Genomic DNA, 23,860 nt, shown 5'->3' on the forward strand with positions numbered 1-23,860 from the left:
GTCTCAGCCGGCGCTTGGGTGGGGCGAGTCCGAATTGCGCCGGCGGTCGCGGACGAGAGCGGCGTTCTCAGCGTCCAGCATCATCTGGAGCCAGCCCGGCGTCGCATCCTCGACCTTCGGCACCGGCTTCGGGCTCCGGACGGTGATCTCCGACGATCCGACGTTGGCGGCCGGCTCCGCGCGGGCGCCGTCGACGAGCCGGCGATGCATCGTCACCGTGCGGGGAAGCGGCACCTCGACCTGGGGCGCTGCGGCGGGGACCGGTGCCGGGTTGCCCTTGAGCAGGTACGCTGCCGCGCGCACCGGGCCGACGACTCCCCACCAGACGAACTGCAGGATCCCGGCGAGCAGGTTCTTGTGACCGCGCCGGCGCTGCTGGAACCGGGCCATCGCGTCCGCGTCGCCGTACATGAGGTCGGCGAGGACGAAGTACGCCTCGGGCGGCAGGGTCTCGAAGTCGAGCCGCCACACGGATTCCTCGCCGGCCGCCGTCATCGCCGTGAGCCGCACCGGGATCGCAGCCCGGACGGCCTCCGCGGACAGCCCGGCGCGCGGCGGAACCGAAAGCAGGCCGGCGTTGGTGTCGGTGCTCCGCTGCATCGGAACCACGGCATCCATGCGGACTTGGCAGCCGGCGCTCGAGATGCGCTCGACGGCCACGTCGACCGCCATTCCGTTGAGGGTGAGGACGGCGCGGCGGTCGACGGCCAGCGACGGGCTGGTCTCGGTCTGGCGCCGCTCGGCCGCAACGCCCAGAGCGGCACCGGCGGTGATCAGGTTGAAGCCGTTCCACAGGCCGACGACGAGCATCAGGTTGGTGACGCCCGGCTCGAACAGGTAGCGATAGCTCGCCACGCAACAGCCCGTCAGCAGGACCGCGAACACCAGGAAGAAGGGCAGCGCCAGGGGGGAGAGCTGGTCGCGGTCCAGCGTCACGTTCTTGGCCGTCACCTTGAACTGGGGCCTGCGCGGCGACAGGATCACCGCCGCCGTCGCCCGGATCAGGAACAGGCCCTGGACGTATTCGTACAGCTCCGACACGAACGGCCAGCGCACGCGGCCATAGAGATAGTTCTGCATCATCAAATTGACGAGGATGTAAGTCGCCGTATAGGCCACCGCCTCATCCACGTTCGCGATGACGATCTTCATATCGAGGAAGATGTACAGCAGCGGCGCGATCATGAAGATCAGGCGCGGAATCGGGAAGAACCAGAACGTCATGCTCGACAGGTAGCACAGGCGCTGGATCGGCTTGAGGCCGCGCTTGAACATCGGGTTCTTCAGAAGCATGATCTGGAGCATGCCCTGGCACCAGCGCGATCGCTGGCCGATGAAGTCCGAGAGCGTCGCCGGCTGAAGCCCGGCGATCAGCGTCTTGTCGACGTAGACGCTGGTCCAACCGCGCGAATGGAGCTCGAAGGCGGTCTCGCAATCCTCGGTGATGGTCACGCCCGAGAAGCCGCCGGCCTCCTCCAGGGCGGTCCGGCGAAGAAGCGCGGCCGAGCCGCAGAAGAACGAGCCGTTCCACTTGTCGAGGCCGCGCTGGCCGATCGCGTAGAACATCTCGTTCTCCGACGGCATGCGATCGAAGGTGGCGAGGTTCCGTTCCACCGGGTCGGGATTGAGGAAGGCGTGCGGCGTCTGCACGAGGAACAGCTTCGGATCCTCGGCGAAGTGGCCGACGGTGTCGCGCAGGAAGGAGCGGAACGGCACGTGGTCGGCATCGAGCACCACCACGACCTCGCCGCCGGAATTCTGGAGACCGTTGTTGAGGTTGCCCGCTTTCGCGTGCAGGTTGCGCCTCCGGGTCAGGTAGGAGACGCCGAGCTCCGCACAGAGCGTCTGCAGGTCCGCCCTGCGCGTGCGCGCCTCCTGCGCGGCCGCCAGATCGGAATCGGTGCATTTCTGATCGGTCCCGCCGTCGTCCAGAAGCCAGACCGTGAGCTTGCCGGCCGGGTAATCGAGGGAGCGGGCCGCCGCCAGCGTCGTGGCGAGGATGTGCCGGTCCTCGTTGTAGCTCGGCACGAAGATGTCGACGGTCGGCAGGTCCGCATCGTCATCCGCCGGCACGAGGGCGCGCGTCAGCGGATCGGCGTTCACGATCAGGCTGACCATGAGGATGTAGAAGCAATAGACCTCGGCCAGCGCCAGCGTCACGCCCGCGGCGAAGCCGAAGGGGTCGGTCGTTGGCGGCAGCGTGCTCGACAGGCGCCAGTAGAGGTAGCGCAGCACGATGAGGCTGCCGACCGCCAGGAACACCGAACGCCCGACCTGCCCCCGCGCGAACAGCCAGAGGAGGATCATCAGACCGATCGCGCCGAGGCTCATCTCCAGCTGGATCGAGGTTCCGACCGGCTGTGCCAGCAGAAGCAGCACCACGGCAGCACTCACAAGCCAGACTGCACGCACGAGGACGGATGTCACGGGCTCGATCCCTCGAATCAAAGAATGTCGAGCATCGCGGGAGTCTCGGATGCAGGCACGGTTACTGCCGGATTGCGGCGCTCAACGGTTGTCTTTCGGCCGGAGGTTCATCAGAAGGCTGCTCGACCTTCGACGCTGGTGTAATAACCACCCTTTTGGATCCGATCATATGCGTAGCCGGCGCCAACGGAGAACTTCATTGGCCCGATGGTGAATCCGGTAAGATGAGCGCCCAATCGCCACTGGTTGAAGAACGCATCACCCAGCAGCGTCGCCTCCGGGCCGACGAAGACACCATCGGCCACGGCAAAACCCGCCCGCATGCGGACATAGTAGGCGCTGAACAGCGTCGAATAAGAGGCGTTGGCGGCGAACAGAGTGTTCGCCGTCGGATTGAGATAGAGATCGGCGGCGACCTTCGCGCCGATGCCGGTTCCGAGCACGGGATTGTTCGGATCGATGACGGACAGCGAATTGCTGCGGATGTTCACGCCGACGTAACCGGCGAGCGCGGCCTGCTGCCAGATCCATTCATAGCCCAGCATGGCGGTGCCCTCCTCCTGCTCGCCGCGCACGGTGCGGCCGGTGGAGGACGGATAGGAATACGTACCGGCCACGCCCTGCAGCCGGATGCGCGGACCGCTCTCGTTGAGCGGGGTCACTGGCGCGATCGTCGCGGTGACGACACCGAACGCCGAGCTGTTCGAGGTCACGGTGGCTGCGGAGTCGATCGCGACGATGTAGTCGTCCTGCACGGATTCCCGTTCCGCGCCGGTGTACCAGTCGGCCGCCGCGACGACGTTGGGCGTAGCCAGCGTCGCAATTGCTCCGAAGACACAGAGACCAGCGCGAATCTTCGTCATGATGTCGTCCGAGGGTGCAGGCGGATCATCGCGGCGCGCCGATGTCCCGCGGCACAAAGAGCTTCATAAGGATTAAAGGATGGTTAACGCCCAATATCTGGGACCTCTAAATGTGCTTAGATTATTCAACCATTGGTTGTAGTGGCGATATATTGCTCAGATCTGCAGTCTAAATTTGCTGACTTTGTAGGCTTTCTGCGCGGATCGCGGTGCTGAATTGAGGCCGTGCTGGCCGATAGAATGTCTCAGGCGATCAGGTGCAGCGTTTCAGACGGAAAGCTGTCGGGAAGTCAATCTTCGAGCTGGAACACGCACAGGTAAGACCTGCCCGGAGATCCGGAGCCAAGAGGTGGCGACACCGGTCGCAATCGACTCCGTGACATCGGTGCGCTCGTCGGCGGTGACGACGCCGATAAAAGGTCGGACGCCGATCCGGACGGGCTCACGATCCAAAGCTCCGCCGGCAATACGCTATGTCGCCCCCCCCTGATCGACGAGAGAGGGACGATGTTTCCTTCCGGCTGGTCCGCGACAGGATGCGCGTCGCGAATCTGCGCCGGCCGGGCAGGACGCCCTGTGGCCTTTTTCCTACACTTAGGAAATCCCGTGCAACACGGCGCTTCGACGCGGCGAAGGGAACCTCACGCCGAAGCGGAGATCAAGACCCTCCACGCGCTCGATCAATGAACGGGCGTGAAAAGGATCGATCGCCTTCATTCGGCGCGATAGATCGACGTCGTCAGGAACCGAAGACCGTGCAGCCCCCCGCAACGCGGAGCTGTGTTCCGGTCGAGAGACGGACAACTCCAGATCAGCGCAAGCGATCGGGACGTCGACTTCGAGCGAACCGGCGTCCCCGTGCCCGGTCAGGCATCACGCAGCATCGGCGCGGCGCGACGGCTTGGTCGCGCCGGCGAGGGCATCGACGAGATCCTGCGAGCTGAACGGCTTGCGCAGTGTTTGGACCGCAGCGTTGCCCCGGAGAGGGATCGCGTCGGGTGCCATCAGCACGATGGCCGTCGCCGGATGCGTGCGCGACACGACGTCGGCCAGAAAGACCCCGTCCACCGCCGGCATCGCATGCGCGCACAGCAGGACGGCGTAGGCGCGGGACTCGACGAGAGCCTCGCTCGCCTCCTCCGTTGACGCCACGGGCGTCACCGCATAGCCGCGACCGATCAGGCTCTCGGCCGTCGAGGCGCGAAGGACGGCATCGGGCTCGACGAGCAGGACTTGTTCCGCCTCACGGGCGGGATCGGATGGCACAAGGCTCTCCCGTGCGATCGGGAACGTCAGGGTGATGGTGATGCCCGCGTTCGCAGTCGCGACGCCGATGGCCCCACCGATCGCGTCCATCTGGCCCCGGACCGCGGCGACGCCACGATCGGCCCGGAAGCCGTCCGGGGCCGAGAATCGGGCCCGCAGGCCGATCTGGGCGTCGCCGTGATCAGACGCCTCCTCGACCGAAAGCTTCACGATCGCATCGGTCGGGAGGGAGGCGCGTGCATCGCTGGCGACGTTGAGCAGGGCGACTTCCAATTCGCGAATGCCGCATGCGAGCTTTGGCAGGGTGCCCGCCCACGGCGTCAGCACGAGCCCGGGCAAGATCGCCGCGCGGATGAAGTCGACGGTCTCGGTCACGACGCGCGCGGCGTCGCCGTTCTGCACGACCGGGCTGTCGGGTTGGACGAGCGCCAACATGCGCTTCAAGAGTGCGGAACCACGGGCGACATCGCGCCGTGCGGTCTCCATCGCGTTGTCATCCGCGAAGGCGGCATCGTTTTCGATGTTGCGCAGGTCGGCCCAGATCGCGTCGAGGGCGCCGCCGATGTCGTGCGCGATCCCCGCGACAATCGCCTGTGCCGGAAAGGCGGCCGGCGGTTCACCGACCTCCGCCAGCACGGCCCCCGGCGCGACGGATCCGGTGGACGGCGCGGGAAGGGCGACCTGGGCGATCTCACGCGTCAAGGCGTGGAGACGGACCGGTTGCCCGTTGAGCGCGACGGCGGTGAGGCGCAGGACCAGGCGGCGGCCAGCGCTGTCTTCGGGACCGGCGAGAGAACGAATGACCGCCTCTCGGATGGAGCCGGGCTCCTCGCATACGGCGCGCATCGTGTTCTTGAGCAGCGCGCGGTCGTCGACCTCGATCCGCGCGAGCATCTCCTCGAGCGTACACGCCCGCTCGGCGGCATTCTCGACCGCGGCGGCCGCGCCGTCTGCCCAGGTCACCTGCCCGTTCCGCAGGTCGACCTCCCAACTCGTGAAGCCCCCGAGCAGCCTCGCCGAGCGGACGCGGTCGCGGCTGCGTGCCAGGGCTCCCCGGGACTCCCCGAGCAGGCGTTCCCGTCCCTGGCTTCGCCCGATGCAGGCGCCGACGGCATCGGCCAGGTTGGCGAGATCGGCCGTGGGCACATCACGACGGAGCAGATCCACCCGGTCCTGACGGGCCGCGTCGGCGATCCGTTGCACGTTGCGGCCGAGCCGTCCCCCGACCGCGCCGCCGATATAAGCCGCGCCGAGGGCCGCCGCGGCGAGGGCGAGGAACGTGGCGGGGCCTGCGCCCGCGGCGTCCTCGACGAGATCGCGCTGTTTGACCGAAACGATCCACCCGAGCCCGGCGCCTTCGGCGATGGCTGCGGTGGCCTCATGGGTTCGACCCACCTGCGCCAAGCCGGTCGACCGGTGAAGCGTACGCCCGCCGGCATTCATGACTTGAATGGCGGAGTCGCGTGCCGCACCCCCGAGGTTGCGGCGCAGGGCGGCGACCACCTCCTGGATCCAGTCCGGCTTGAGCTGGACCGCGAGGACGCCGATCTCCGTTGTGCCGCCGGCGCGAACGGGCGCGCCGATGATCACGTTCGGCGGGACGTCGCCGCCCGTGCGGGTGCGATCGCTCGCGTCGCCGATCACGATCCCGGATAGACCGCGCGAAAACCAGGTCGTCCCGGACACGTCGGCGCCGGCGAGCGACCCGCTCGCGGTGACCAGCACGCGACCGCTCCTGTCGGCGACGAGGATGTCGGCATATCCCGGATGAAGAGCACGCCAGCGTCCGAGGACTTGCTGGACCGTCGTCCCGTTCCCCTCGCGCCCGAGCACCGTGTTTTCCGCAGCAAGGCCGACATCACGCCCGACCGTCGCCAATTCCTCGCTCAGCCTGTCGGAAATCAGGTTCGCCGTACGACGGACGTCCGCTCCGCTCCTGCGCGCAGTCTCCGCAGCATCTTCAGAGCCGACGAGCAGCACGCAGGCACCGCCGGCAAGCACCGCGACCACGAGGATCGCGGCCAGCAGGACCCGAAGCGAAATCGATCGTCCCATATGCATCATCTGTGCCCAAAGAGGCTTGTCGCCATCCGGTCAAGCAGATCAGCAATTCGATAGACATGGTTAAAAAACGGTTAATGATCTCCCACATTTGAGAAAATAGGCCTTTCGATAAAAGTTCCGATCGGCGCGCCCCTGGGTTGCAAAGTTGCGGCAGCAATTCGGTCCATCGCAGCGACGATGGCCGAATCCGTTTTCTGCCGATCCAAATCCAGCAGCCCGAACGATGAGCGGATCAATTCACCCTCGGCAGGATCGCGATACCGAAATTTGAAGGCCAAGCCCATGCTGATCAGAGGATCACCGCGTGACATCACCGGCCTCGCGTGGATGGCCAGAGGTCGACCGGCAGGCGAGATCCGAGTGACGCCGTAGGACCTGGCGAGCATTCTCAACGCTCTCTTCACGGGACGGAATCAGGTGACAGACTGGCTCCGTCGGGGCGGCACTTCCATGGAAACTTGGCGCAGAACGCGGCCTTCGCAGCGCAGCATTTCCAAACATTATCAGAGTCTTGAATAAAATCATGTCGCGCGCGCAGACGCTTGGGCTCTCACCGCGTCGCCGCAGCCTTGATCAAGCGCCGGCTCTTGCTTGATCGGACATCTCGACGACGATTGTGAAACCCTCGGACGTGGCGTCGAACCAAAAGACAAACCTCTTCGAGCCGGTGAACCAAGCTGAGAGACGGCTGCTCCCGACAATCTGCTCGGCGGCAATTTCGCGCCAGTTTCCATTCGGCTCCGAAGCGCGGACCTACAACCAAAGCGCTCCCCCAAATCGCCATTGAGCCCGCAGATGATCCGTACGACAACACCCGCAACGAGATAAGAGCTATTCCAAAAGGGCATGTGAGGAAGGCGAATATTGTCATGCCGGATAGGACTGCAAACAATCTTGCGACGGATAGCGATCTCGCCAAAATCGATGCGGGATTACCACAGCGCTTGCATGCTCTCGACGCGGTTCGTGGCCTTGCAGCGGCCATCGTGCTCAATCATCACTGCCTTACGATCATTCCCGCTTACAGCGACTATTTCTACTCCGACTCGACAACGGAAGCGAGATCCGTCACGGAATATATCCTGTTCTATACCCCGGCGAGGATTTTTTGGTCGGGCTATGAAGCGGTCACGCTCTTCTATGTCCTGAGTGGTTTGGTGCTGGCTCTGCCTTGGATCGAAGGACACCCTCCGCAGTATCGCGCATTCTTGGTCAAGCGCATCTCCCGAATTTATCTTCCGTATGTTGCGATTATTGCGATTGCGGCCGTTGCAGTCTATTTTCTTCAACCGATTTTTCATATTTCCGGGGGCAGCAATTGGATTAATACCGAGACGTGGTCGGCACCTGTTACGATCGAAAACCTCGTGCAGCATGCACTGATGCTGGGGCAGACGAACTTCCGCCTCAACGGAGCTGTTCATTCCCTTGTTTGGGAAATGCGTGTCTCGCTCCTGTTTCCTCTGCTTATGATACCCATGATCTCATGGAAATGGAGAGCATCATTAATTCTTATTCTGGGATGCTTTCTCATCGTAGCAGCAATACACGTCCTCTTCAGATCCGTGCCTGAGACTTCATTGACCGGAACCATTTTGTGGGAACTCCAACATACTGCCTATTACACGATATTTTTTGTCATCGGCGCCTCGATGGCCCTCAATCTGGATAGAATCCGGCGGTTCTTCGAGACGACCTCAAAATACCACGCCGGCGAGTTCGTGATGTGTGCCGGCCTGCTGATGGTTCAAACTCATTGGTCGCAGACACACGCCTTTCACAATATTGGCGTCGCAACCGGATCGGTTTTCGTCATATCCGCAGCACTCGCGCCAGGTCGGATCGAACGTTTTTTATTGGCTCCGCCGCTACAATTCCTGGGAAGGATTTCATACAGCGTCTACCTCGTGCAAGTGCCAATCCTGGCGACCGTCACGTTTTTTCTTCAAAACGTCCTTCCCCTTTGGTCCATGATAATTATTGTCTATCCCTTAGTATTGACGAGTGGCTGGGCCTTTCATGTTCTGATTGCCGAACCGTGCGCGCGGCTTGGAAAGCGCATTACGAGGCTGCAACAGCAAAATCCGCAACGTCCGATATCGATCAAACAAATTGCGTCGAGTCGCGTCCAATCATGAAGCGACAGCCGAATCGTTTTGTATCCTGCGGCATTGCTGCTGTTTCGACATCCTAGCGGTATGAGCGGGCGGATGCTCGCCGGATGGCGGTTCAGGGATTTTGGACGGTACGGGCAGCCGTCACGTCCGCCCGCGACGGTTCAGCCGCGCGCAGCGCCGCCTTTTACGGGTGATGCCTTGCCGGGCGAAGATTCGAGCCAGCGCGCCTGTGCTGGTTGCCACACCCTGCACGGCCCGGGCATCGCGCAGTTCGTCCAGACAGATCGCAGGATGCGCTTCGTAAGTTGCTTGGATCGGATCGGCTTGGACCTCGATGGCCTGCGAGCGCCGATCGCTGCGCTGCGCCCACGATGCGATCTGTCCCTCCTTCCGCACGCGCTTCGCCCAGCGGCTGGCACGCGACACGCTGACTTCGAAGCGGGCGGCGGAGCCATGGCAGGTCGCGCCTCCCCGTCAGGGTCGCAACAACCCGCTCGCGCAGATTGATCGACAGGGATGACGGCATCGGAAACGCTCCTCAGCCCATCAACGCCTTACCCAAAAACCCGCCGCCAACCGACGGGGCGTAGATCTCAGCTCCAGCAGGCAACGACAAATAAAACCGATTGTCGATGAGCATATTTCTATATCTCAAGATCGAACACGCCGTATTGTATTTCCACTCCATCTGACAGATAAATAATATCGTTTAAAGCACTGACTCGACCTTAAGTACCGAATCAATAATTTTATAGATAGTTTTGTTATACGGTGTTTGATTGATAATAATTTTGAATTAGGGACGATCTCAATCTATTGGAGATTTGTAATAAAAATCAACTGTGCTGGTCGGAAAGTATGATATCCTTAAGTCTTGGCGATAACGATGTCGCGTTGTGTATTTCGATTCTCGATCTCGAATTGGATTGGGATCACTTCCAAGCACGAATTTTCCATTGGGCGACCGGTTGAAAAGTCTCGCAAGCATTTCGAGAACGAGAAATGATCCGCAGCCCCTGACGTTATCATCCGAAGCGCCGTCCATGTAGAAATCCAAAGCACCGAACTGGATCCCGCTAAAGGTCGCCTTATTCGATTTATCGATTTGCAATCTAGCGCTATACGAATTGCGTCCAGAACTCAGCAATCGAGTAAGGTACATCCTTACCATCCCATAAGGACTGCACTTGACCGACTTTCTTTGATACATCTTGTATCGACTGAAAACCAGAGACGGAATATGGCGTATGAATTTTATACCAGTCTTTATTTCTATATCATAATTTTGAGTATTTTCTGCAAAATATTTAATGTTCCTTCGGATGTTGTTGCTAACGTTTTTTACATAATGATTCCACGTCGGCCATTGAGAAAAATCCACCGCTTCGACGACATGGTCATGGACTTCGATAATATAAGCTCCTCGAATACACTCAATCTCGTCTTCGCGCGGATCTTCTAGACTGAAACGTGACCCATAAACGTACCGTCCCTCACCCAGAGCTTCAAGAGCCATTCTCATAGCCTCACTCCAAAGATGCTCATGACCTTGAAGGAGACAAATTCCTGGGTGAAACTTTAGGTTCTTAAAACCTTTTGTGATCAAAAATTGGCCGATTTTCTTTTTCGTTCCTGATTCATCGTTGGTCCAAATATCAAATCTTTGAATACGAAAAACTCCCTGCTCCAATGCTGCCGTGACTCGTGCGTGCCGAATGGTTGCCTGATAGGTCGCCCCGCACGCCATTGCGAACTCGTCGAACAGATCTTCGGTCACGGTTGATTTTACAACAAAAATGTCAGGTTTTTTATTATAGACTCTATGGTACATATCGCACCTCATTTATCGATTTACATGCGATCGACTAAACTGCCACAGTGGTTGACAGCTAAATAGATCATTGATAATAAGTTCCACTTCTGAAGCCCAATTTTCAGCTCAATAGTTTTGGTAAAATTATTTTTAGCTGACGCTGGAACTGCGTCGAATCTTTTGATGTGCTAGAATGCGTTCAAATACGCGCCCAATACAGTATTTACAACCAAAGCAAACAGGCTATTTGTAGATTGCTTGGCTCGTTGGTGGATTTCCAGATCCGCAATCGGAGCGCTCTTTGTGGGATGCCTTCAATTTTCCCGTTGAGGTATAACGCAATCTTCAGAGCGGCGTAAACAGTTTAAGGCATCTTCGCAGTGAACTAACGTCGCCTGGAGATCTCGGATTTGCCCTTTCATAGGGGGGCAGCTTGTCAATCACCCGACGCCATCAATGCAGGAAAGGCTCGAATGAAGCATCCAGAGTTTACGATCTGATTGAACCATACCTGCATCTGTCGGAGAACGGCGACCCGCGGGTGAAGCTCGCTTCCTGGATAGAATTCGAAATTTGGCCTGTCCCCTGAATGTCCATCTTTCTCAAGGTATAGCTTTAAGCCATGCGGAAGCGAACTTGCACCCACGGCTGCCGCTCGGCCGAACGGGACGCAGATCGGGAAGTTGACGTCCCAGGTATAGGGCAAATTAGGCTCGTTCGATGCATGCGTCATCGACTCGTGCAACGAGACTTTGTCCCGACGCGAGAAATTGTTACGCTCAGGGAATACGCTGACGCAGACCGTCAATCCTTCATGTTGTCTCAGCTCTGAAGCTTGGTGGCTTGCATAGCCTCCGCCAGCCGCCCGACCTGGGCGCAGTCGTCGGCGTCGGCGTCGGCGGGCGTGACGCGCAGGGCCAGAAGGTGGCCAAGCGTCTCGACGGCCAAGCGGATCATGGAGCTTTTCTTGCGCTTGGCTTCATCGTAGCCGGCCCGCGCGCCACTCTCGGGCATCGAGCGCAGGGTCCGGCCGTCGAGAATGGCGGCACTTGGTTCTGGATTGGGGCCGGTGACGAGGCGCGGCAGCGTACGGGATTCGTCGGCGAGTTGCTCGAAGCCGCCGCCGCCAGCCAGCGCCGCGCTTGCTGGTAGACGGCTTCCCAAGGTGGCAGATCGTAGGGCATCCACCGCCACGGTGCCCCTTGTCTTCATCACGTGGCGCAGGCCGTCGAACACCTCGCGCAAGCCGTGCTCGCCTTGCTCCGCATCCTCACGCAACAGCGTCGGTACGAGACGACCAGCGCCCATTCGTCATCGGAGACATCGGATGGGTAGGATCTGCGTGAAGAGGTCATGCCCCTTCATCTGGTATCTCCGAATGACGGTCCATAACAGCCTCCAGACGCTCTAAGCCGCTGCTATGATGACAGATTTCTTGCGCGCAAGTTTCGCGAACGCCTCGTCGGGAAGGCCGAGATTATTGGCCAGAAGATGTGCCGGGACACGTTGCATCCAGTCCGACAGCGACGTTTCCTGATAGGACCCGCTGTCGAGCACGCCTACGACTTCGCATTCCTCCTTGCCGATATTCTGCACCGTGTGACCACACCCGCGTGGCAAGTAAGCACAATCTCCGGCGGAAAGTTCGGCGACAGAGAGCCGCTTGTCCGGGGCAAAGAGCGTCACGCGCGTCCGTCCGCGAGAAACGTAGTGCCATTCATTTGCGTTTGGATGCCAGTGCGGCTCGTGCAGAGCGCCGGGCTGGAGCCTCAACAACATACCCGTCATGCCCGCGGACATCGGATATTCTTCGGCAGAGGCAATCGCCAGCGATCCGCCGTCTGAGCTCGTCTGGGGACCGGCTGCCAGCATGGGGTATCGGTGCGTGCGGGATCGGCTGAGCACCTTGGTGGCCCGGGATTGCGGCCCGTCGAGAGGCATCAGAGCGCCCTGACGAATATAGACCTCGCCGGATGGGATGCCTGCGATCGAGTCCTCGGGCATCCCGAAGACCTGCGCCATCATCGCAGGGTCTAGCCGGCTCGCCCAATCGCTGAGACCGAAGGTTCCATGCTCTCCATAGAGACCGTCGTTGAAGGCGAGAATGGCGTGGCAGGGTTCAGCCCCCAAGGTCTGAATGGCGTGGCTGTGACCTTTTGGGAAATACCACAGGTCGCCCGGCCCATAATTCGCGACCTCCATCTCCCCGCTCGGGTCCACCACGGTCACTTGGCAGCGACCGGCAAGAATATACGACCATTCATCCGACGTGTGCCAATGCATCTCGCGGACGCCGCCAGCGTTGAGATAAAGGTGTGCTCCGGCGATGTCCGTTGCGATAGGGAGTATTCTCGCTGTCACGTCTCGCGCCCAGCCGCCCGATGTCGCTTTGAGCGAGCCTTTGTCGAGCGAGGTCGTGAAACTGACGGCATCGCCCACCTTGCGTGGGATCGTCGATGCGAATTTTGAAGCAGGGGCCACATCGTACCCGGCCGCATGTCCGTCTGCTTCGGCGGCCGACGAAGTCCGCACTGAGAGCGCACCGGCCGCCAAAGTGATGCCGCCGAGGATCGCTCGACGCGTGCCGTCCACCATCGCCAAGAATCCCTTCGACAACCAGGAGAGGAGAATCACAGTATTTCTAGACTTCGATCTATATGGTTGGCTCATTCGCGCAAGTGATTGTCTTGACGTATATGTACTTCAACTCAAAAAATGATCAATGCTCGGCGATAATAATGCAAATCGAATGACAGTATTACTATTTCACTATCTCGTTTTTTGTATCGGATCGATTGCAGCGGTCCATCGCCGCAAGTGCGCTCTCGATACCCGAAACGTCGAAATCAGCATCTCCCTCGGGAAACCGCACGAAAACCGTCCGGCTCAGCGACAGCTTGCGGACTTCCCTGTCGAGTATACGACAGTACAGGATCGTCCCCTTGCCGATCCAGGTTGGGACGGGGCTGATCGTTTCGTTTCCGGTGACCAGATCTGATTTGAGACTTTCACCCGCGGACCAATGCCATCTTTCATAAGACAGCATGAATACGATTTGCCCGTCCGACCTCGTAATCCCGACCGAATTTTGAGCTCCCCCGTCCGTCATGTCGCGATAGGAATGGGTCATTTGACAGGGAAGCGGATCGTTGTTCCGAAGTGTCTTATTGATGTCCCAGCCTTCGACGGTTTCGATGAACATCTCCTCCCGTGAAGCGACGGGAGCCGAAGACAGCAACAATCCTGCGGACAATATCAATGCAATTTTGTGACGATATTGAAATTGCATATTCATCATTCCGAATCGTAACGGGGACGCCGACCTAGGGTGCGTTCCACGACCCGGCCATAGAGCGGGCGGAGGATGTCGTGACCGGTGGCGAGGGTGTCGCTGTCGCCCGGTCGGTCCCGCGCGGCCCCTCGGCACCGATCGGGGGGCCGGCCGATCGTGTCCCGTCCCTGGGCGGACCGTCCAAAAGGCCCACCCAGCGGCCGTCCACCCCCCGAGCCAGCAGGCTCAACGCGAGGACGGCGAGGAGGAGGCCGGCGGCCTTGTTCATCCGGCCGAGAACATGGTTGGTGACACAGCGCCGGAACAGGGACACGGCGGTGGTGAGCACGACCCACCAGCTGAACGAGCCCAGGAAGACGCCGGCCGCCAGCGCCGGAAGCGGCGCGGCCGCGCGCGCGAGGAGGGCCGGCATGGCGGCCAGGAACAGCACGGGGGTGATGGGATTCGCCAGGGCCAGCACGACCGCGCTGCCGTAGCTCGCGGCGAGGGTGTGGCGGCGCTCGCCGCTCACGTGCAGGACCGAAACGCTGCGAAGCACCCGGATTGCGAGGCCGAGCAGCACCGTCCCCGAGACCAGGGAGAGCACGGCCCCGTTCGAGAACGCCGCCGCCAAGTCCGCGCTCCAGCGCACCATCAGCCCCCCGTATGTCAGATGCACGGTGGCGACGCCGAGCCCGGTGGCGACGCCCGTCGGCAGGCCCCCTGCCAGCGTGCGCTGGACGCAAAGCAGGCTCGTCGGCCCGATCGGCGCGGCGATGGTCAGCCCGAGGCTCGCGCCGGCGAGCAGGGCCGTGGCGATGACGCCCATGGCGGCGGGACTGCGTTCAGTCGTCTTCCCGGCGGTCGAGGGGCGAGGCAACCGCCCGGGGCTCGGGCGCGGCATTGTCGGCGTCCGGGCACCCGATTTGCGCGCGCTCCAGGGCCGAGGATGCTTGGGCGCAGGCGATGTCCGGCATGTCGTTCAACTCGTCGGCCCGGATCCCGGTGCAGGACAAGACGACGATGAGGCTGGCGACGATTGTTCTCATGGCTGATCCTTCCGCGAGCCGACAATCTAGGGATGGTTGAACCCCGAGCATCCTCCGTCTGGCGGATGGCACCGCCTGCGCCGCCGCAGGCCCGCCGCGGACGTCTCGGCCGAACAGGAAAGCTCCGCCACGTCAGGCCTTTGCACGGCTTCACCCACGACGCTGGATGCCGCGTTGTCGCCGCCCCCGGCGAGGCGACGCACCGGCGAACCTGCCGGAACCGGGCTCGCGGCGCCGTCCCGCGTCGCCGGCATCATCCGTTTGAGGGATACCGCCGTCGATTTTGGACTGATATTGGTCTTATCGCGATCAGCGGGATCACCGTGGGGCGTGCTGATGCGGGAAGCTCTCATCGACCGGATCTACGAGGCTGCAGGCACTCCCGAGCTCTGGCCGGAGGTCCTTCAATCTCTTGGCGATACGGCGAACTCGGATGGCGCCGTGCTCATGGTGCTGCCCCCCGTCGGAATGCCCCGATGGATCGCCTCACCGACTTTGGAGCAGCGCCTGCGTCATCACACGACCACGGCTTCCTGGCGCGGCAGCGGGCGCACGGCGCAGTGGCGCACCCTGGCTCATGCGGGCTTCATGCGCGACGTCGACCTCGTGCCGGGCTCCCATGACGGGCGGCCCTGCGAGGTCGACGCGCCGTTCTGGCAGGTGGGGACGACGATTCCCCTGGCGACCGGCGACGTCGCGATCATCACCGCCGAACGCCGGGCCCGAACCGGCCCCCATGAGGCCGCCATCCTGCCTCGGCTCGACGCCCTGCGGCCCCATCTCGCGCGTGCGTGCCAGCTCGGCGCCCAGTTCGGCTGCGAGCGCACCCGCGTCGCCACCATGACGCTCAACCAGATCGGGCTTCCCGCGGCGGTCCTGTCGGCCTCGGGGCGGGTGCTGACCATGAATTCCCGCATGCAGGAGCGGGAGGAGGTCCTGCCGCCGGGCCAGCACGGCGGCCTGCTGTTCAAGAGCCTGATCAACAGCAAGCTGCTGCAGGATGCGATCGGCAACGTCGTCGGCGGCCGGCATGCGACGCAGAGCATGCCGGTGCGCGGCTATTCCGACCACCGCCCTCAGATCGCTCACGTCATGCGCCTGGACCGGCACCCCGGCGACGTCTTCGGTGCCTCGGCGGTGCTGCTCGTCCTCGTGCACGTCGGCGCGTGGGCCGTTCCGGACGACGGCCTCCTGAACCTGCTGTTCGACCTCACCCCGGCGGAAGCGCGCCTGCTCCAGGCGCTGGCCGGGGGCTCGCGCCTGCAGAGCTACGCCGAGAGCGTCGGCGTCCAGACAAGCACCGTTCGCACCCAGCTCACCTCGATCTTCAACAAGACCGGGACCAAGCGGCAGGCGGAGCTGTTGAGCATCGTCGCCTCGCTCTCGATGTTCAGCGGGCAGACGGCGCCGTGCCTGGATGCGGCCTGAGGCGAGGTCCGGCTTCGTCCAGGAAGGCGGCCAACGCCTGCGCGGTCGGAAAGGCGTCGAAGGCCCCGAACCGGCGGGTCGTGAGGGCGCCGCAGGCCGCGGCCTGCCGCAGGGTCGCGTCGAGGGGCTGTTGTGCGAGCAGGCCCGCCATCAGCCCGGCCGCGAAGGCGTCCCCCGCCCCGACCGTATCGACCGCCGTCACGGCGAAGGCCGGCTGGCGCAGGGGCGGCACTCCGCGGCGGAACGCGATCGCGCCGCACTGCCCCAGGGTCACCACCAGGAGCTCGAGGCCGCCGTCCAGCAGGGCGGCGATGGCCGGCGTCGCGGCCCGGGCCGCAGCGATGGCGTCGGGAGCGCCGAGGCCCAGATCGGCCGCCTCCACCGCATTGACGACGAGGATCGCAGTGTCGGCCAAGATCGCCGGGTCGAGGGCACGCACCGGCGAGGGATTCAGCAGGGTGGGAAGACCCCGCGTCCGAGCCAGGGCGAAGGCCTCGCGGATGGGGGCGTCCGGCGATTCGAACGTCGCCGCCACGAGGTCCGCCTGCCCGACGCGGGCGGCCGCGGCTCGGACGTCCTCCGCAGCGAGGGCGAGGTTGGCGCCGAGGCAGACCGCCAGGCAGTTCTCGCCGGCTGCATCGACGAAGGCGACGCCGGCGCCCGTCGAGCCGGCATGCTGCACCAGCATGGCCTCGGAGAACCCGACCTGCGCGAAGGTCGCGCGGACCACCGGGGAGAACACGTCCGTGCCCACGGCAAAGAGCCCGTCAACCGTGACGCCGAGCCGGTGCGCGGCGAACGCGAGGTTGAAGCCCTTGCCGCCGGGCTCGGCCACGAAGGCCGAGCCATCGAGGGACTCGCCCGCCTGCGGCAGCCGCGCGACCTTGACCGAGCAGGCGATCACGAAGCTTCCGATGACAAAGACACGCATGGAGCGCTCCGAGCCGATCCGATATAACCCTCTGTACCGGAGGTCGATCGGACGTGCGCCCCAAAAATCGGACGATGCAGGGGGAGGTCGACCGGGACATCGCGAGTGGCGAGCGTCCCTCGGTGATCTCTCTGTTGCGCTTGCGCGGCGACACCGCGATGCCGCTCTACCGGCAGATCGAGGGCCAGCTGCGCGAGCTGATCCTCTCGGGCTCGCTGCCGCCGGGCGTCATCCTGCCGGCCGAGCGCCAGCTCGCCGACAGCCTCGGGGTCAGCCGCGTCACGGTCCAGCGCGCCTATGCCGAGCTCAGCGACGACGAGTTTCTCGTGCCGCGCGGGCGCTCCGGCTTCCTCGTGCGCCGTCCCCCCGAGCCCGTGCGCCCGGGCATGGACCGGCTCAAGGGCTTCACGGAGGAGATGCGGGAGCTGGGGAAGATCCCGTCCTCGCGCATTCTGGAGCGGACGGTCACAGAGGACCGCTCGATCGCCTCGATCTTCGGCCTCCCCTCGACGGCCCCGTTCCTGCGCCTGACGCGCGTCCGGTCGGGCGACGGCGTGCCGATGTCGCGCGAGGTCGCCTGGTACAACATCCGCGCGGTGCCCGCCCTCGAGACCGGCGACCTTTCCGGCTCGGTCTACGCCTTCCTGAGCGGGCATCCGGGCGGCCGCCTCGTGCGCTGCGAGCAGACGGTGGAGGCGACCATGCCGACGGCGGACGAATGCGAGATCTTCGCCTTCGAACGGCCCCTCCCATGCCTGCTGATCAAGCGCCACAGCTACAACCAGGACTCGGTCATGATCGAGTACGTCGAGGGATTGTTCCGGGGCGATGCCTATCGCTATCGGCTGAATCTGAGCGCGTAGCGACTGAGATCCGACGTCTGATCCCTCCTCGCGTGGACTGCTTCGAATGGATGAACCCATCTGCTTAGGCTGGATGGATAGGAGCTTCGATGCTTACGGCTTTGGAGCGAAGGTCCGTGCCTGCTTTACCGCTCAGCGCGCAGTGACTCGCGGGCTCCGGCCGGCCCCGAAGCTACTCCGCCGGTGGTTCTGCCCAGTCGGCGGACCTGGGACGAAGTCAGGGCGAAGCGCTTGCGGAAGGTCCGATTGACGTAGGACAGGTCTCCGAAAGCGACATCGAAGATGATCGCACTCACCGGGCGGGTATCCTCGGCATCGATGAGGCGTTGCATGGCGCGGTTGAGGCGTCGGTCGAGGACGAAGCCCGACAAGGTCTGGCCCTCCGCCTGGAACATCGGCTGGACTTGGCGGCTGGAGACGCGCTGGGCCTGTGCGCCACAGTCGCCCGGCTGAGGTCCGGATTGCCAAGGCCTTGCCGCCGCGTTGGAAGGGCGCCAGCGAGGCGCGGATGGCCTCGGCGGGCGCGAGGTCCGAGACCGGTAGGATGACGTAGACGGCGGCGAACATGATGGGTCGACCTGGGCCTCGGGCGGGAGCCGCGCGGCTCCGAGAGTAACGCACACCGCGTCACGGCATCCGATACGGGTCACGGATTTTTCGGATGCCTGGGTCCGGCCGTGGTCGATCAGCCGATCAGGACGACGGCCTTTCGCACGTAGGTCGGCTGGTCGACCTGCCCGACGATGAAGTGGGCGACGTCGGCCCGCGCGATCAGGCCGTTCCGCCACTTTGAGGGCTCGGTGAGAACCTTGTAGCGGCCGGTCGCCGATCCGGGCGTGAGAACCCCTGGCCGAACGAACGTCCAGTCGAGGCCGCTCTTGCGGATGCGCATCTCCTGCGCATCCTTGTCGTCGTAGGCGCGACCGAAGACGAGGCGGAACGGGACGCGCTGAAGCAGGCCGATGGAGTCTCTGCTATCGCCAGTGCCGAAGCCGGTGACGGCGAGGAGGCGCTTGACACCGGCTTTCTCCATGGCCGGTACCAGCATGTTGGTCGCGTCCGAGAACAGCGTCACCGGGCCGAGCAGATCCTTGACCGGCACCCCGAGCGCCTGGACGACGACGTCAACGCCGTCGAGGGCGGCGGCGACATCTGCAGCCTTCAGCGCGTCACCCGTGAAACGCTCCAGACCCGCACCGGACAGGGTCATGGTCGTGGCCGAACGCGCGAAAGCCCGGACGCGATGTCCGGCCGCGAGCGACGCTTTCACGGTCTCCAAGCCGATACCTTTGCTGGCGCCGATGACGAGGACGTGGGCCATGGTCGTTTCCCGGTTGGTTGAATGCGCGACGAGACCCAATCAACCGCGGACGCGCCATGCGGTCGCTTGACCAGCCTCTCTACGGTTCGGTGATCGAGCTGTCCTGAAAGCCCGAGATATCGTTGGCATGCCCCCGGGCATTGCAAGAGTGCCCCTGATCGGACGCGGCTAGGCGGAAAGTCTGAGGATTACTGCGGAGGACCCAACGATGTGAGCCAGGGTCACCAGGACCGATCCGGTATGAAGGATGCCGAAGCGAGCGCGATTACCCATGTCGGTCGCGCCATTGATGGCCGGCATGAGTATCTGGCGCGCGAGGAGCGCCGTGACGGCGATCAGTCCCAGTATGAGTGCCGATGCCCTATCGGTGGTGGCTGTCAGCGCCGCGCCACCGAGGGCGCACACCATGACGAAAATGTAGAAATGCGGGAAGGCGCGGCGCAGCAGTGGACCTGCCACGTCGGCGGGCAGCGCGCTGAACAGAAACGAAGCGAAACCGAACGAGTACAGGACCATCCCGCCGAACAGGAGGGCCGTCACCAGAATAGCCGCTTGCGAGAGCATCGGTTCCAAACCTCAATGGCTTTCAGATCGCCCTCGTGGGCGGCATCTGTTTCTCTCGGTTGATAGCCGTCCCCTGCGTCCTGAAACGCCTCTCCGCTTCACGCGCGAGGTCAGGGGATGGTCGGCACTCAGATCGAGTCTTCCGATGCCTGCTTGGCACAGGCCCTGAACACATCGCCGATCGCCAAGTCGGCATGCGCATTCATGCTCGCGGCGTCGTTGAGGCAGGACAGCACATCCTTGCGCGGAGCAGCTATTGCGCTGGATTTCTCCAGCTGTTGCAGCAGACGATCACGGTCCGCACCCGTTGCGGCACTCCAGTCCCGCAGGGTGTCCTGCGGTTGCAAGGCCAAGGCTGGCGTCGCGATCAATCCCAGCATCAAAATCATGAAAGCGCGAACCGGCATCTTGGATTTCCCCCCATCAAGGTGGTCCTGGAATAGTCGCCGGCTACTTGTTCGCATCGCCTCGAAGGGCTTGGTGAACGAGCACAACGGCGACGGTCCGCGTCGGCAACCGTGTTTTTTGCTTGCACCCACTGGTAGAAAGGCCCGAGTTGCCGTGGACCTCCCCGGACAGCGGACCCTGTTCCAGGTCGCGCCGCCCTTGCTTGCATCACGCCTTTGCCCATGGCCTTGTCGACGAGGGGCTTGGCACCGACCTTGACGTCGAGGGCGCCCTACTTGGCGTCCGCGACGGCCTCCACGACATCCCGCGTGCTGTAGGGCTTGGACACGAAGTGGCCGTGATCGGGGACCTCCTCATCCGCCAAGCGTTGTCGCCCGGAGGTCAGGACCAGTCGGATATCCGGCCACGAGGCGTAGACGCGCTCCGCCAACGTCTTGCCGCACATCGAGCCGGGCATGTCGATGTCGGTGAACAGCACCCCGACATCCGAGCGCCGTTCGAGGATGTCCCAAGCCTCATCGGCGTTGCCAGCCTCGATCACCGTCAGGCCTGCGTCCTCAAGCATCTCGGCGGCGCATAGGCGAACGCGATCGTCGTCCTCGACCACGAGGATCACCGAGGCATCCAAGGGGCGCTTCGCGGACATGGGCGATCAACGAGCCATCCGCACGTTTGTTGCAGTCGAGGCATCCCTGGGCTGAAGCGTCGCGCATGCCGGCCTCGACCTGAAGAGATCGGGGAAAGCGCGACCGGAGCGGGGACGACCTTGGCGGGTTATGTCCCGGGACCGCGCCTGGCGCCTCGGCCCGGACGACCAAGTCACGGAGGGCGACAAGCGCCAGACGGAAATCCGCAAATTCATCGAGGCCATGGCAGTCCCGAGGCGGAGCGAGAGGCGCTGACCGGAGGCCCATGTCAGGGACGGACGTGATCGCCCGGTGACGTCGGACGCATGACGGATCGGCGAAAAAGCCGCGTATCGATTCATCGCGGAGGACGTTGCGTCTACGTCGAACCATCCGAAGCAGCTGAAAACAGCGCGTCCGCCGAGTGCGGCGGGATGGGGGAACGGAAGGAAACAAAATGTCCAAGCATACGTTCGACGAAACCAACATCACCTGGCGGACCCTGGACTGGCTGCCGCACATCGCCTTCTTCGTCTACAAGGTCGACGAGGAGAACCGCATCGTCGACGTCGTGTTCAAGTTCGCCGCCAACCAGCGGGTGATGCTGCACCGGCACAAGAGCCCGTACGTGACGCTGGTGATGCAAGGTGAGTTGAGGTTCTACCGCGAGGACGGAACCCTAAAGGAGACCCGTCCGACGGGCAGCTACGTCTCGGGCGTCGCGAACGCCGACCCCCACATGGAGGGTGGCGGCGACGAGGATGCGATCGTCTTCTTCAGCAACCGCAATATCGAGGATGCGCTCTACGAGTTCCTCGACGATGCAGGCAATCCCGTTCAGGTCCTCGGCATCGCGGACTTCAAGGCGCAGCTCCAAGAGCAGATCGCGACCGGCACCTTCGCGAAGGTCGCCGCTCAAGCAGCATGACCCCAGCGAGCGCCGGGAAAGCGAGCTGCATTCCCGGCGAGGCATCGTTCCAAACCGCGAAAAACCGTTGGCTCAACCGCAACTGCGCGGGGCTGGAGCGTCGTAGCGAGGGCGTGGTTCCGCCACCGCGCGGCTGCGACGTTCGGCCTTCTGCCCTGCCGTCAGCTTGTCCTTGTCGGCGACGCTCGGTCTGTGCCGCTCGCCTTGCAGATGGGCTTGGAGGCCCGCTCTCTCGCGAATTCGAACCGCTCCCCGCGGCCGACGGTCGGAAGTCGACGATAGTCTTGTGGTGGCCCCGCAGGTCGCCAGGGTCGCATAGGAGCCGGTATCGGGAACGTGACCGCACCTGGGACGGTTCGCCCTGAAATGGAAACCTATGTCCTCGTCGTCGCCGGGTTCGGTGTCCTGGTGCTTCTGACGGCATGGCTGCCGATGGTGCTCCGGGTCCTGCCCCTGTCCTTGCCGATCTGCTGCGTCGGCATCGGTGCCGCCCTGTCGCTCGTCCCTGCCATCGGCGAGCTCACCCCGCATCCCGGCACGCACCCCACGCTCGTCGAGCACGCGACCGAGGCGGTAGTCGTCATCTCGCTGATGGGAGCTGGTCTGAAGATCGACCGTTTCATCGGCTGGAAGCGCTGGTCGATGACTTGGCGTCTGCTCGGCATCGGCATGCCGCTCACCATCCTGGCCCTGACCCTCCTTGGGTCGGCCCTGCTCGGGTTGGGCGCTGCGGGAGCCCTGCTTCTCGCCTCGGCGCTGGCACCCACCGACCCGGTGCTCGCTTCCGACGTCCAAGTCGGAGAGCCTGCCGAGGACAACGAGGACGAGCCCCGCTTCGCCCTGACCTCCGAGGCCGGCCTCAACGACGGGCTCGCCTTCCCCTTCGTGAACCTCGCCATCGCCCTTGCGGGGACGAGTGGCTTTGCCGGCGTACCCTGGTCACACTGGTTCGCGGTCGACGTCCTCTGGAAGATCCTCGTCGGCGCCGTCCTCGGCGCGCTGATCGGGCGGGCCTTGGGATGGTTGACCTTCCATCTGCCCAACGTCTCGAAGCTGTCCCGGACCGGCGACGGTTTTGTCGCCCTCGGGGTGACCTGCATCGCCTATGGCTGCGTCCAGGCCGTCGACGGTTACGGCTTCGTCGGCGTCTTCGCGGCGGCCCTGGCCCTGCGCGCCTCCAGCCACGGGCATGATTATCACCGCAAGATGCACAGCTATGCCGAGGAGCTCGAGCGCCTGCTGATGATGGTGCTTCTCGTGGGCTTCGGAGCTATGCTGGCCGCCGGAGGGCTGCTCCAGGCCCTCACATGGACAGCCGCCGCCTTCGCCTTGATCGCGATACTGGTCGTTCGACCCCTCGCGTGCTGGCTCGGTCTTCTCGGTAGCGGTCGATCCCGCGAGGATCGTGCGGTGGTCAGCTTCTTCGGCATCCGCGGCCTCGGGACGGTCTACTACCTGTCCTTCGCCATGGGCCACGCGACGTTCGCACAGGCGGACCTTCTCTGGGCCACGGCCAGCCTGACCGTGCTGATCTCCATCCTCATGCATGGGGTTTCGGTCACGCCGGTCCTGCGAGCGCTGGATCGGCGGATGGGACGGGATACGGAAAGCGCACAGCTCGACCTGACCCTGTCCCACCCCTGAGACGCGGGTGCCAGCGAGGGTTCCGGACGCCAGAGCATTTTGCGTGATCCCTGGATCACGCAAAATGCTCTATCTTGTTGTGGAATCGCATTTTCTTCCCGCGAGCCGCGCTCCACCGCGCTCGAGAATGCTCTAGCAGGCTGCTGCAGAAGTCGCTGGTGGGGTTATCCGAGAGATGATTCACTCTGTCTCTGACGGGGCGGAGGCTTGGTGATGCGCGGGCGTGAGGAACGGTCGGAGAGCCTGTTCAGCTACGTCCGTCTGGAGGACCGCGTAC

Annotated in this window: 21 protein-coding genes and 1 pseudogene; 5 read left to right on the top strand and 17 right to left on the bottom strand. The window is 63.2% G+C overall.

Annotated elements, in window-relative coordinates; all coding sequences use genetic code 11:
• Positions 1–3: 3 nt before the first annotated feature.
• The 4 genes from bcsA to MKK64_RS26690 all read right to left on the bottom strand — a co-directional run bounded on the left by bcsA (position 4) and on the right by MKK64_RS26690 (position 6,931).
• Complete coding sequence (gene bcsA, locus MKK64_RS26675; protein WP_243938708.1) at positions 4–2,427, bottom strand: UDP-forming cellulose synthase catalytic subunit; 2,424 nt, start codon at positions 2,425–2,427, stop codon at positions 4–6.
• A 110-nt stretch (positions 2,428–2,537) separates the two neighbouring features.
• Positions 2,538–3,290 (bottom strand): cellulose biosynthesis protein BcsS, encoded by a 753-nt coding sequence (gene bcsS, locus MKK64_RS26680; RefSeq protein ID WP_147725596.1) that lies wholly within the window; start codon positions 3,288–3,290, stop codon positions 2,538–2,540.
• An 873-nt stretch (positions 3,291–4,163) separates the two neighbouring features.
• Positions 4,164–6,611, bottom strand: coding sequence for a response regulator (locus MKK64_RS26685; RefSeq protein WP_243938710.1), 2,448 nt, complete (start codon positions 6,609–6,611; stop codon positions 4,164–4,166).
• Between the two features lie 80 nt (positions 6,612–6,691).
• Positions 6,692–6,931, bottom strand: coding sequence for a hypothetical protein (locus tag MKK64_RS26690; RefSeq protein WP_243938712.1), 240 nt, complete (start codon positions 6,929–6,931; stop codon positions 6,692–6,694).
• Positions 6,932–7,489: 558 nt separating this feature from the next.
• Here MKK64_RS26690 and MKK64_RS26695 point away from each other — a divergent pair.
• A complete protein-coding gene (locus MKK64_RS26695) occupies positions 7,490–8,758 on the top strand; it encodes an acyltransferase family protein (protein WP_243938714.1) in 1,269 nt (422 codons plus the stop codon).
• A 120-nt stretch (positions 8,759–8,878) separates the two neighbouring features.
• Here the strand turns inward: MKK64_RS26695 and MKK64_RS26700 are convergent, their stop codons facing one another.
• The 7 genes and pseudogenes from MKK64_RS26700 to MKK64_RS26730 form a co-directional block, all read right to left on the bottom strand.
• Positions 8,879–9,163 carry a hypothetical protein gene (locus MKK64_RS26700; RefSeq protein WP_243938716.1) on the bottom strand — a complete coding sequence of 95 codons (285 nt, stop codon included), beginning with the start codon at positions 9,161–9,163 and terminating at the stop codon, positions 8,879–8,881.
• Positions 9,164–9,545: 382 nt separating this feature from the next.
• Entirely contained in the window at positions 9,546–10,514 is a 969-nt protein-coding gene (locus tag MKK64_RS26705) for a hypothetical protein (protein WP_243938718.1), read from the bottom strand.
• A gap of 876 nt (positions 10,515–11,390) precedes the next feature.
• Positions 11,391–11,905 (bottom strand): annotated as a pseudogene (locus MKK64_RS26710) (transposase); the annotation flags it as partial.
• 52 nt (positions 11,906–11,957) lie between these two features.
• The gene (locus tag MKK64_RS26715) at positions 11,958–13,145 is read right to left on the bottom strand and encodes a cupin domain-containing protein (protein ID WP_243938720.1); all 1,188 of its coding nucleotides are present in this window, start codon (positions 13,143–13,145) and stop codon (positions 11,958–11,960) included.
• 166 nt (positions 13,146–13,311) lie between these two features.
• Complete coding sequence (locus MKK64_RS26720; RefSeq protein ID WP_243938722.1) at positions 13,312–13,848, bottom strand: hypothetical protein; 537 nt, start codon at positions 13,846–13,848, stop codon at positions 13,312–13,314.
• 25 nt (positions 13,849–13,873) lie between these two features.
• A complete protein-coding gene (locus MKK64_RS26725) occupies positions 13,874–14,650 on the bottom strand; it encodes a LysE family transporter (RefSeq protein ID WP_243938724.1) in 777 nt (258 codons plus the stop codon).
• A 16-nt stretch (positions 14,651–14,666) separates the two neighbouring features.
• A complete protein-coding gene (locus MKK64_RS26730; RefSeq protein WP_147725588.1) occupies positions 14,667–14,870 on the bottom strand; it encodes a hypothetical protein in 204 nt (67 codons plus the stop codon).
• 36 nt (positions 14,871–14,906) lie between these two features.
• Here MKK64_RS26730 and MKK64_RS26735 point away from each other — a divergent pair, with 36 nt between their 5' ends.
• On the top strand, positions 14,907–16,298 hold the full coding sequence (locus tag MKK64_RS26735; protein WP_243938726.1) for a helix-turn-helix transcriptional regulator: 1,392 nt from the start codon (positions 14,907–14,909) through the stop codon (positions 16,296–16,298).
• Here the strand turns inward: MKK64_RS26735 and MKK64_RS26740 are convergent.
• On the bottom strand, positions 16,261–17,229 hold the full coding sequence (locus tag MKK64_RS26740; protein WP_243938728.1) for a PfkB family carbohydrate kinase: 969 nt from the start codon (positions 17,227–17,229) through the stop codon (positions 16,261–16,263). The genes MKK64_RS26735 and MKK64_RS26740 overlap by 38 nt on opposite strands.
• A gap of 74 nt (positions 17,230–17,303) precedes the next feature.
• Here MKK64_RS26740 and MKK64_RS26745 point away from each other — a divergent pair, with 74 nt between their 5' ends.
• Entirely contained in the window at positions 17,304–18,092 is a 789-nt protein-coding gene (locus tag MKK64_RS26745; protein WP_243938743.1) for a GntR family transcriptional regulator, read from the top strand.
• Positions 18,093–18,217: 125 nt separating this feature from the next.
• Here MKK64_RS26745 and MKK64_RS28175 read toward each other — a convergent pair whose 3' ends face one another.
• The 5 genes from MKK64_RS28175 to MKK64_RS26770 all read right to left on the bottom strand — a co-directional run bounded on the left by MKK64_RS28175 (position 18,218) and on the right by MKK64_RS26770 (position 21,031).
• The gene (locus tag MKK64_RS28175) at positions 18,218–18,880 is read right to left on the bottom strand and encodes a helix-turn-helix domain-containing protein (protein ID WP_313898942.1); all 663 of its coding nucleotides are present in this window, start codon (positions 18,878–18,880) and stop codon (positions 18,218–18,220) included.
• Positions 18,778–19,413, bottom strand: a complete 636-nt coding sequence (locus MKK64_RS26755; RefSeq protein WP_243938732.1) for an NAD(P)-dependent oxidoreductase — start codon at positions 19,411–19,413, stop codon at positions 18,778–18,780. The genes MKK64_RS28175 and MKK64_RS26755 overlap by 103 nt, the downstream gene beginning before the upstream one ends.
• Positions 19,414–19,581: 168 nt before the next feature.
• The gene (locus MKK64_RS26760) at positions 19,582–19,977 is read right to left on the bottom strand and encodes a DUF4149 domain-containing protein (protein WP_243938734.1); all 396 of its coding nucleotides are present in this window, start codon (positions 19,975–19,977) and stop codon (positions 19,582–19,584) included.
• A gap of 128 nt (positions 19,978–20,105) precedes the next feature.
• The gene (locus MKK64_RS26765) at positions 20,106–20,384 is read right to left on the bottom strand and encodes a hypothetical protein (RefSeq protein WP_243938736.1); all 279 of its coding nucleotides are present in this window, start codon (positions 20,382–20,384) and stop codon (positions 20,106–20,108) included.
• A gap of 272 nt (positions 20,385–20,656) precedes the next feature.
• Positions 20,657–21,031 carry a response regulator gene (locus MKK64_RS26770; protein WP_243938738.1) on the bottom strand — a complete coding sequence of 125 codons (375 nt, stop codon included), beginning with the start codon at positions 21,029–21,031 and terminating at the stop codon, positions 20,657–20,659.
• Positions 21,032–21,468: 437 nt separating this feature from the next.
• Between MKK64_RS26770 and MKK64_RS26775 the strand changes: the two genes are divergently transcribed.
• Entirely contained in the window at positions 21,469–21,939 is a 471-nt protein-coding gene (locus tag MKK64_RS26775; protein WP_243938740.1) for a regulator, read from the top strand.
• 366 nt (positions 21,940–22,305) lie between these two features.
• The gene (locus MKK64_RS26780) at positions 22,306–23,583 is read left to right on the top strand and encodes a cation:proton antiporter (RefSeq protein WP_147725579.1); all 1,278 of its coding nucleotides are present in this window, start codon (positions 22,306–22,308) and stop codon (positions 23,581–23,583) included.
• Positions 23,584–23,860 lie beyond the last annotated feature (277 nt).

The sequence above is a fragment of the Methylobacterium sp. E-025 genome, assembly GCF_022829705.1.
In the GTDB taxonomy this organism is placed as follows: Bacteria; Pseudomonadota; Alphaproteobacteria; order Rhizobiales; family Beijerinckiaceae; genus Methylobacterium.

Bases quoted from the DNA above. Each gene is read 5' to 3' on its own strand.
- bcsS (WP_147725596.1), bottom strand. From the start codon at position 3,290: ATGACGAAGATTCGCGCTGGTCTCTGTGTCTTCGGAGCAATTGCGACG.
- MKK64_RS26685 (WP_243938710.1), bottom strand. From the start codon at position 6,611: ATGGGACGATCGATTTCGCTTCGGGTCCTGCTGGCCGCGATCCTCGTG.
- MKK64_RS26690 (WP_243938712.1), bottom strand. From the start codon at position 6,931: ATGTCACGCGGTGATCCTCTGATCAGCATGGGCTTGGCCTTCAAATTT.
- MKK64_RS26695 (WP_243938714.1), top strand. From the start codon at position 7,490: ATGCCGGATAGGACTGCAAACAATCTTGCGACGGATAGCGATCTCGCC.
- MKK64_RS26715 (WP_243938720.1), bottom strand. From the start codon at position 13,145: ATGGTGGACGGCACGCGTCGAGCGATCCTCGGCGGCATCACTTTGGCG.
- MKK64_RS26720 (WP_243938722.1), bottom strand. From the start codon at position 13,848: ATGATGAATATGCAATTTCAATATCGTCACAAAATTGCATTGATATTG.
- MKK64_RS26725 (WP_243938724.1), bottom strand. From the start codon at position 14,650: ATGGGCGTCATCGCCACGGCCCTGCTCGCCGGCGCGAGCCTCGGGCTG.
- MKK64_RS26730 (WP_147725588.1), bottom strand. From the start codon at position 14,870: ATGAGAACAATCGTCGCCAGCCTCATCGTCGTCTTGTCCTGCACCGGG.
- MKK64_RS26740 (WP_243938728.1), bottom strand. From the start codon at position 17,229: ATGCGTGTCTTTGTCATCGGAAGCTTCGTGATCGCCTGCTCGGTCAAG.
- MKK64_RS26745 (WP_243938743.1), top strand. From the start codon at position 17,304: ATGCAGGGGGAGGTCGACCGGGACATCGCGAGTGGCGAGCGTCCCTCG.
- MKK64_RS26755 (WP_243938732.1), bottom strand. From the start codon at position 19,413: ATGGCCCACGTCCTCGTCATCGGCGCCAGCAAAGGTATCGGCTTGGAG.
- MKK64_RS26760 (WP_243938734.1), bottom strand. From the start codon at position 19,977: ATGCTCTCGCAAGCGGCTATTCTGGTGACGGCCCTCCTGTTCGGCGGG.
- MKK64_RS26765 (WP_243938736.1), bottom strand. From the start codon at position 20,384: ATGCCGGTTCGCGCTTTCATGATTTTGATGCTGGGATTGATCGCGACG.
- MKK64_RS26770 (WP_243938738.1), bottom strand. From the start codon at position 21,031: ATGTCCGCGAAGCGCCCCTTGGATGCCTCGGTGATCCTCGTGGTCGAG.
- MKK64_RS26775 (WP_243938740.1), top strand. From the start codon at position 21,469: ATGTCCAAGCATACGTTCGACGAAACCAACATCACCTGGCGGACCCTG.
- MKK64_RS26780 (WP_147725579.1), top strand. From the start codon at position 22,306: ATGGAAACCTATGTCCTCGTCGTCGCCGGGTTCGGTGTCCTGGTGCTT.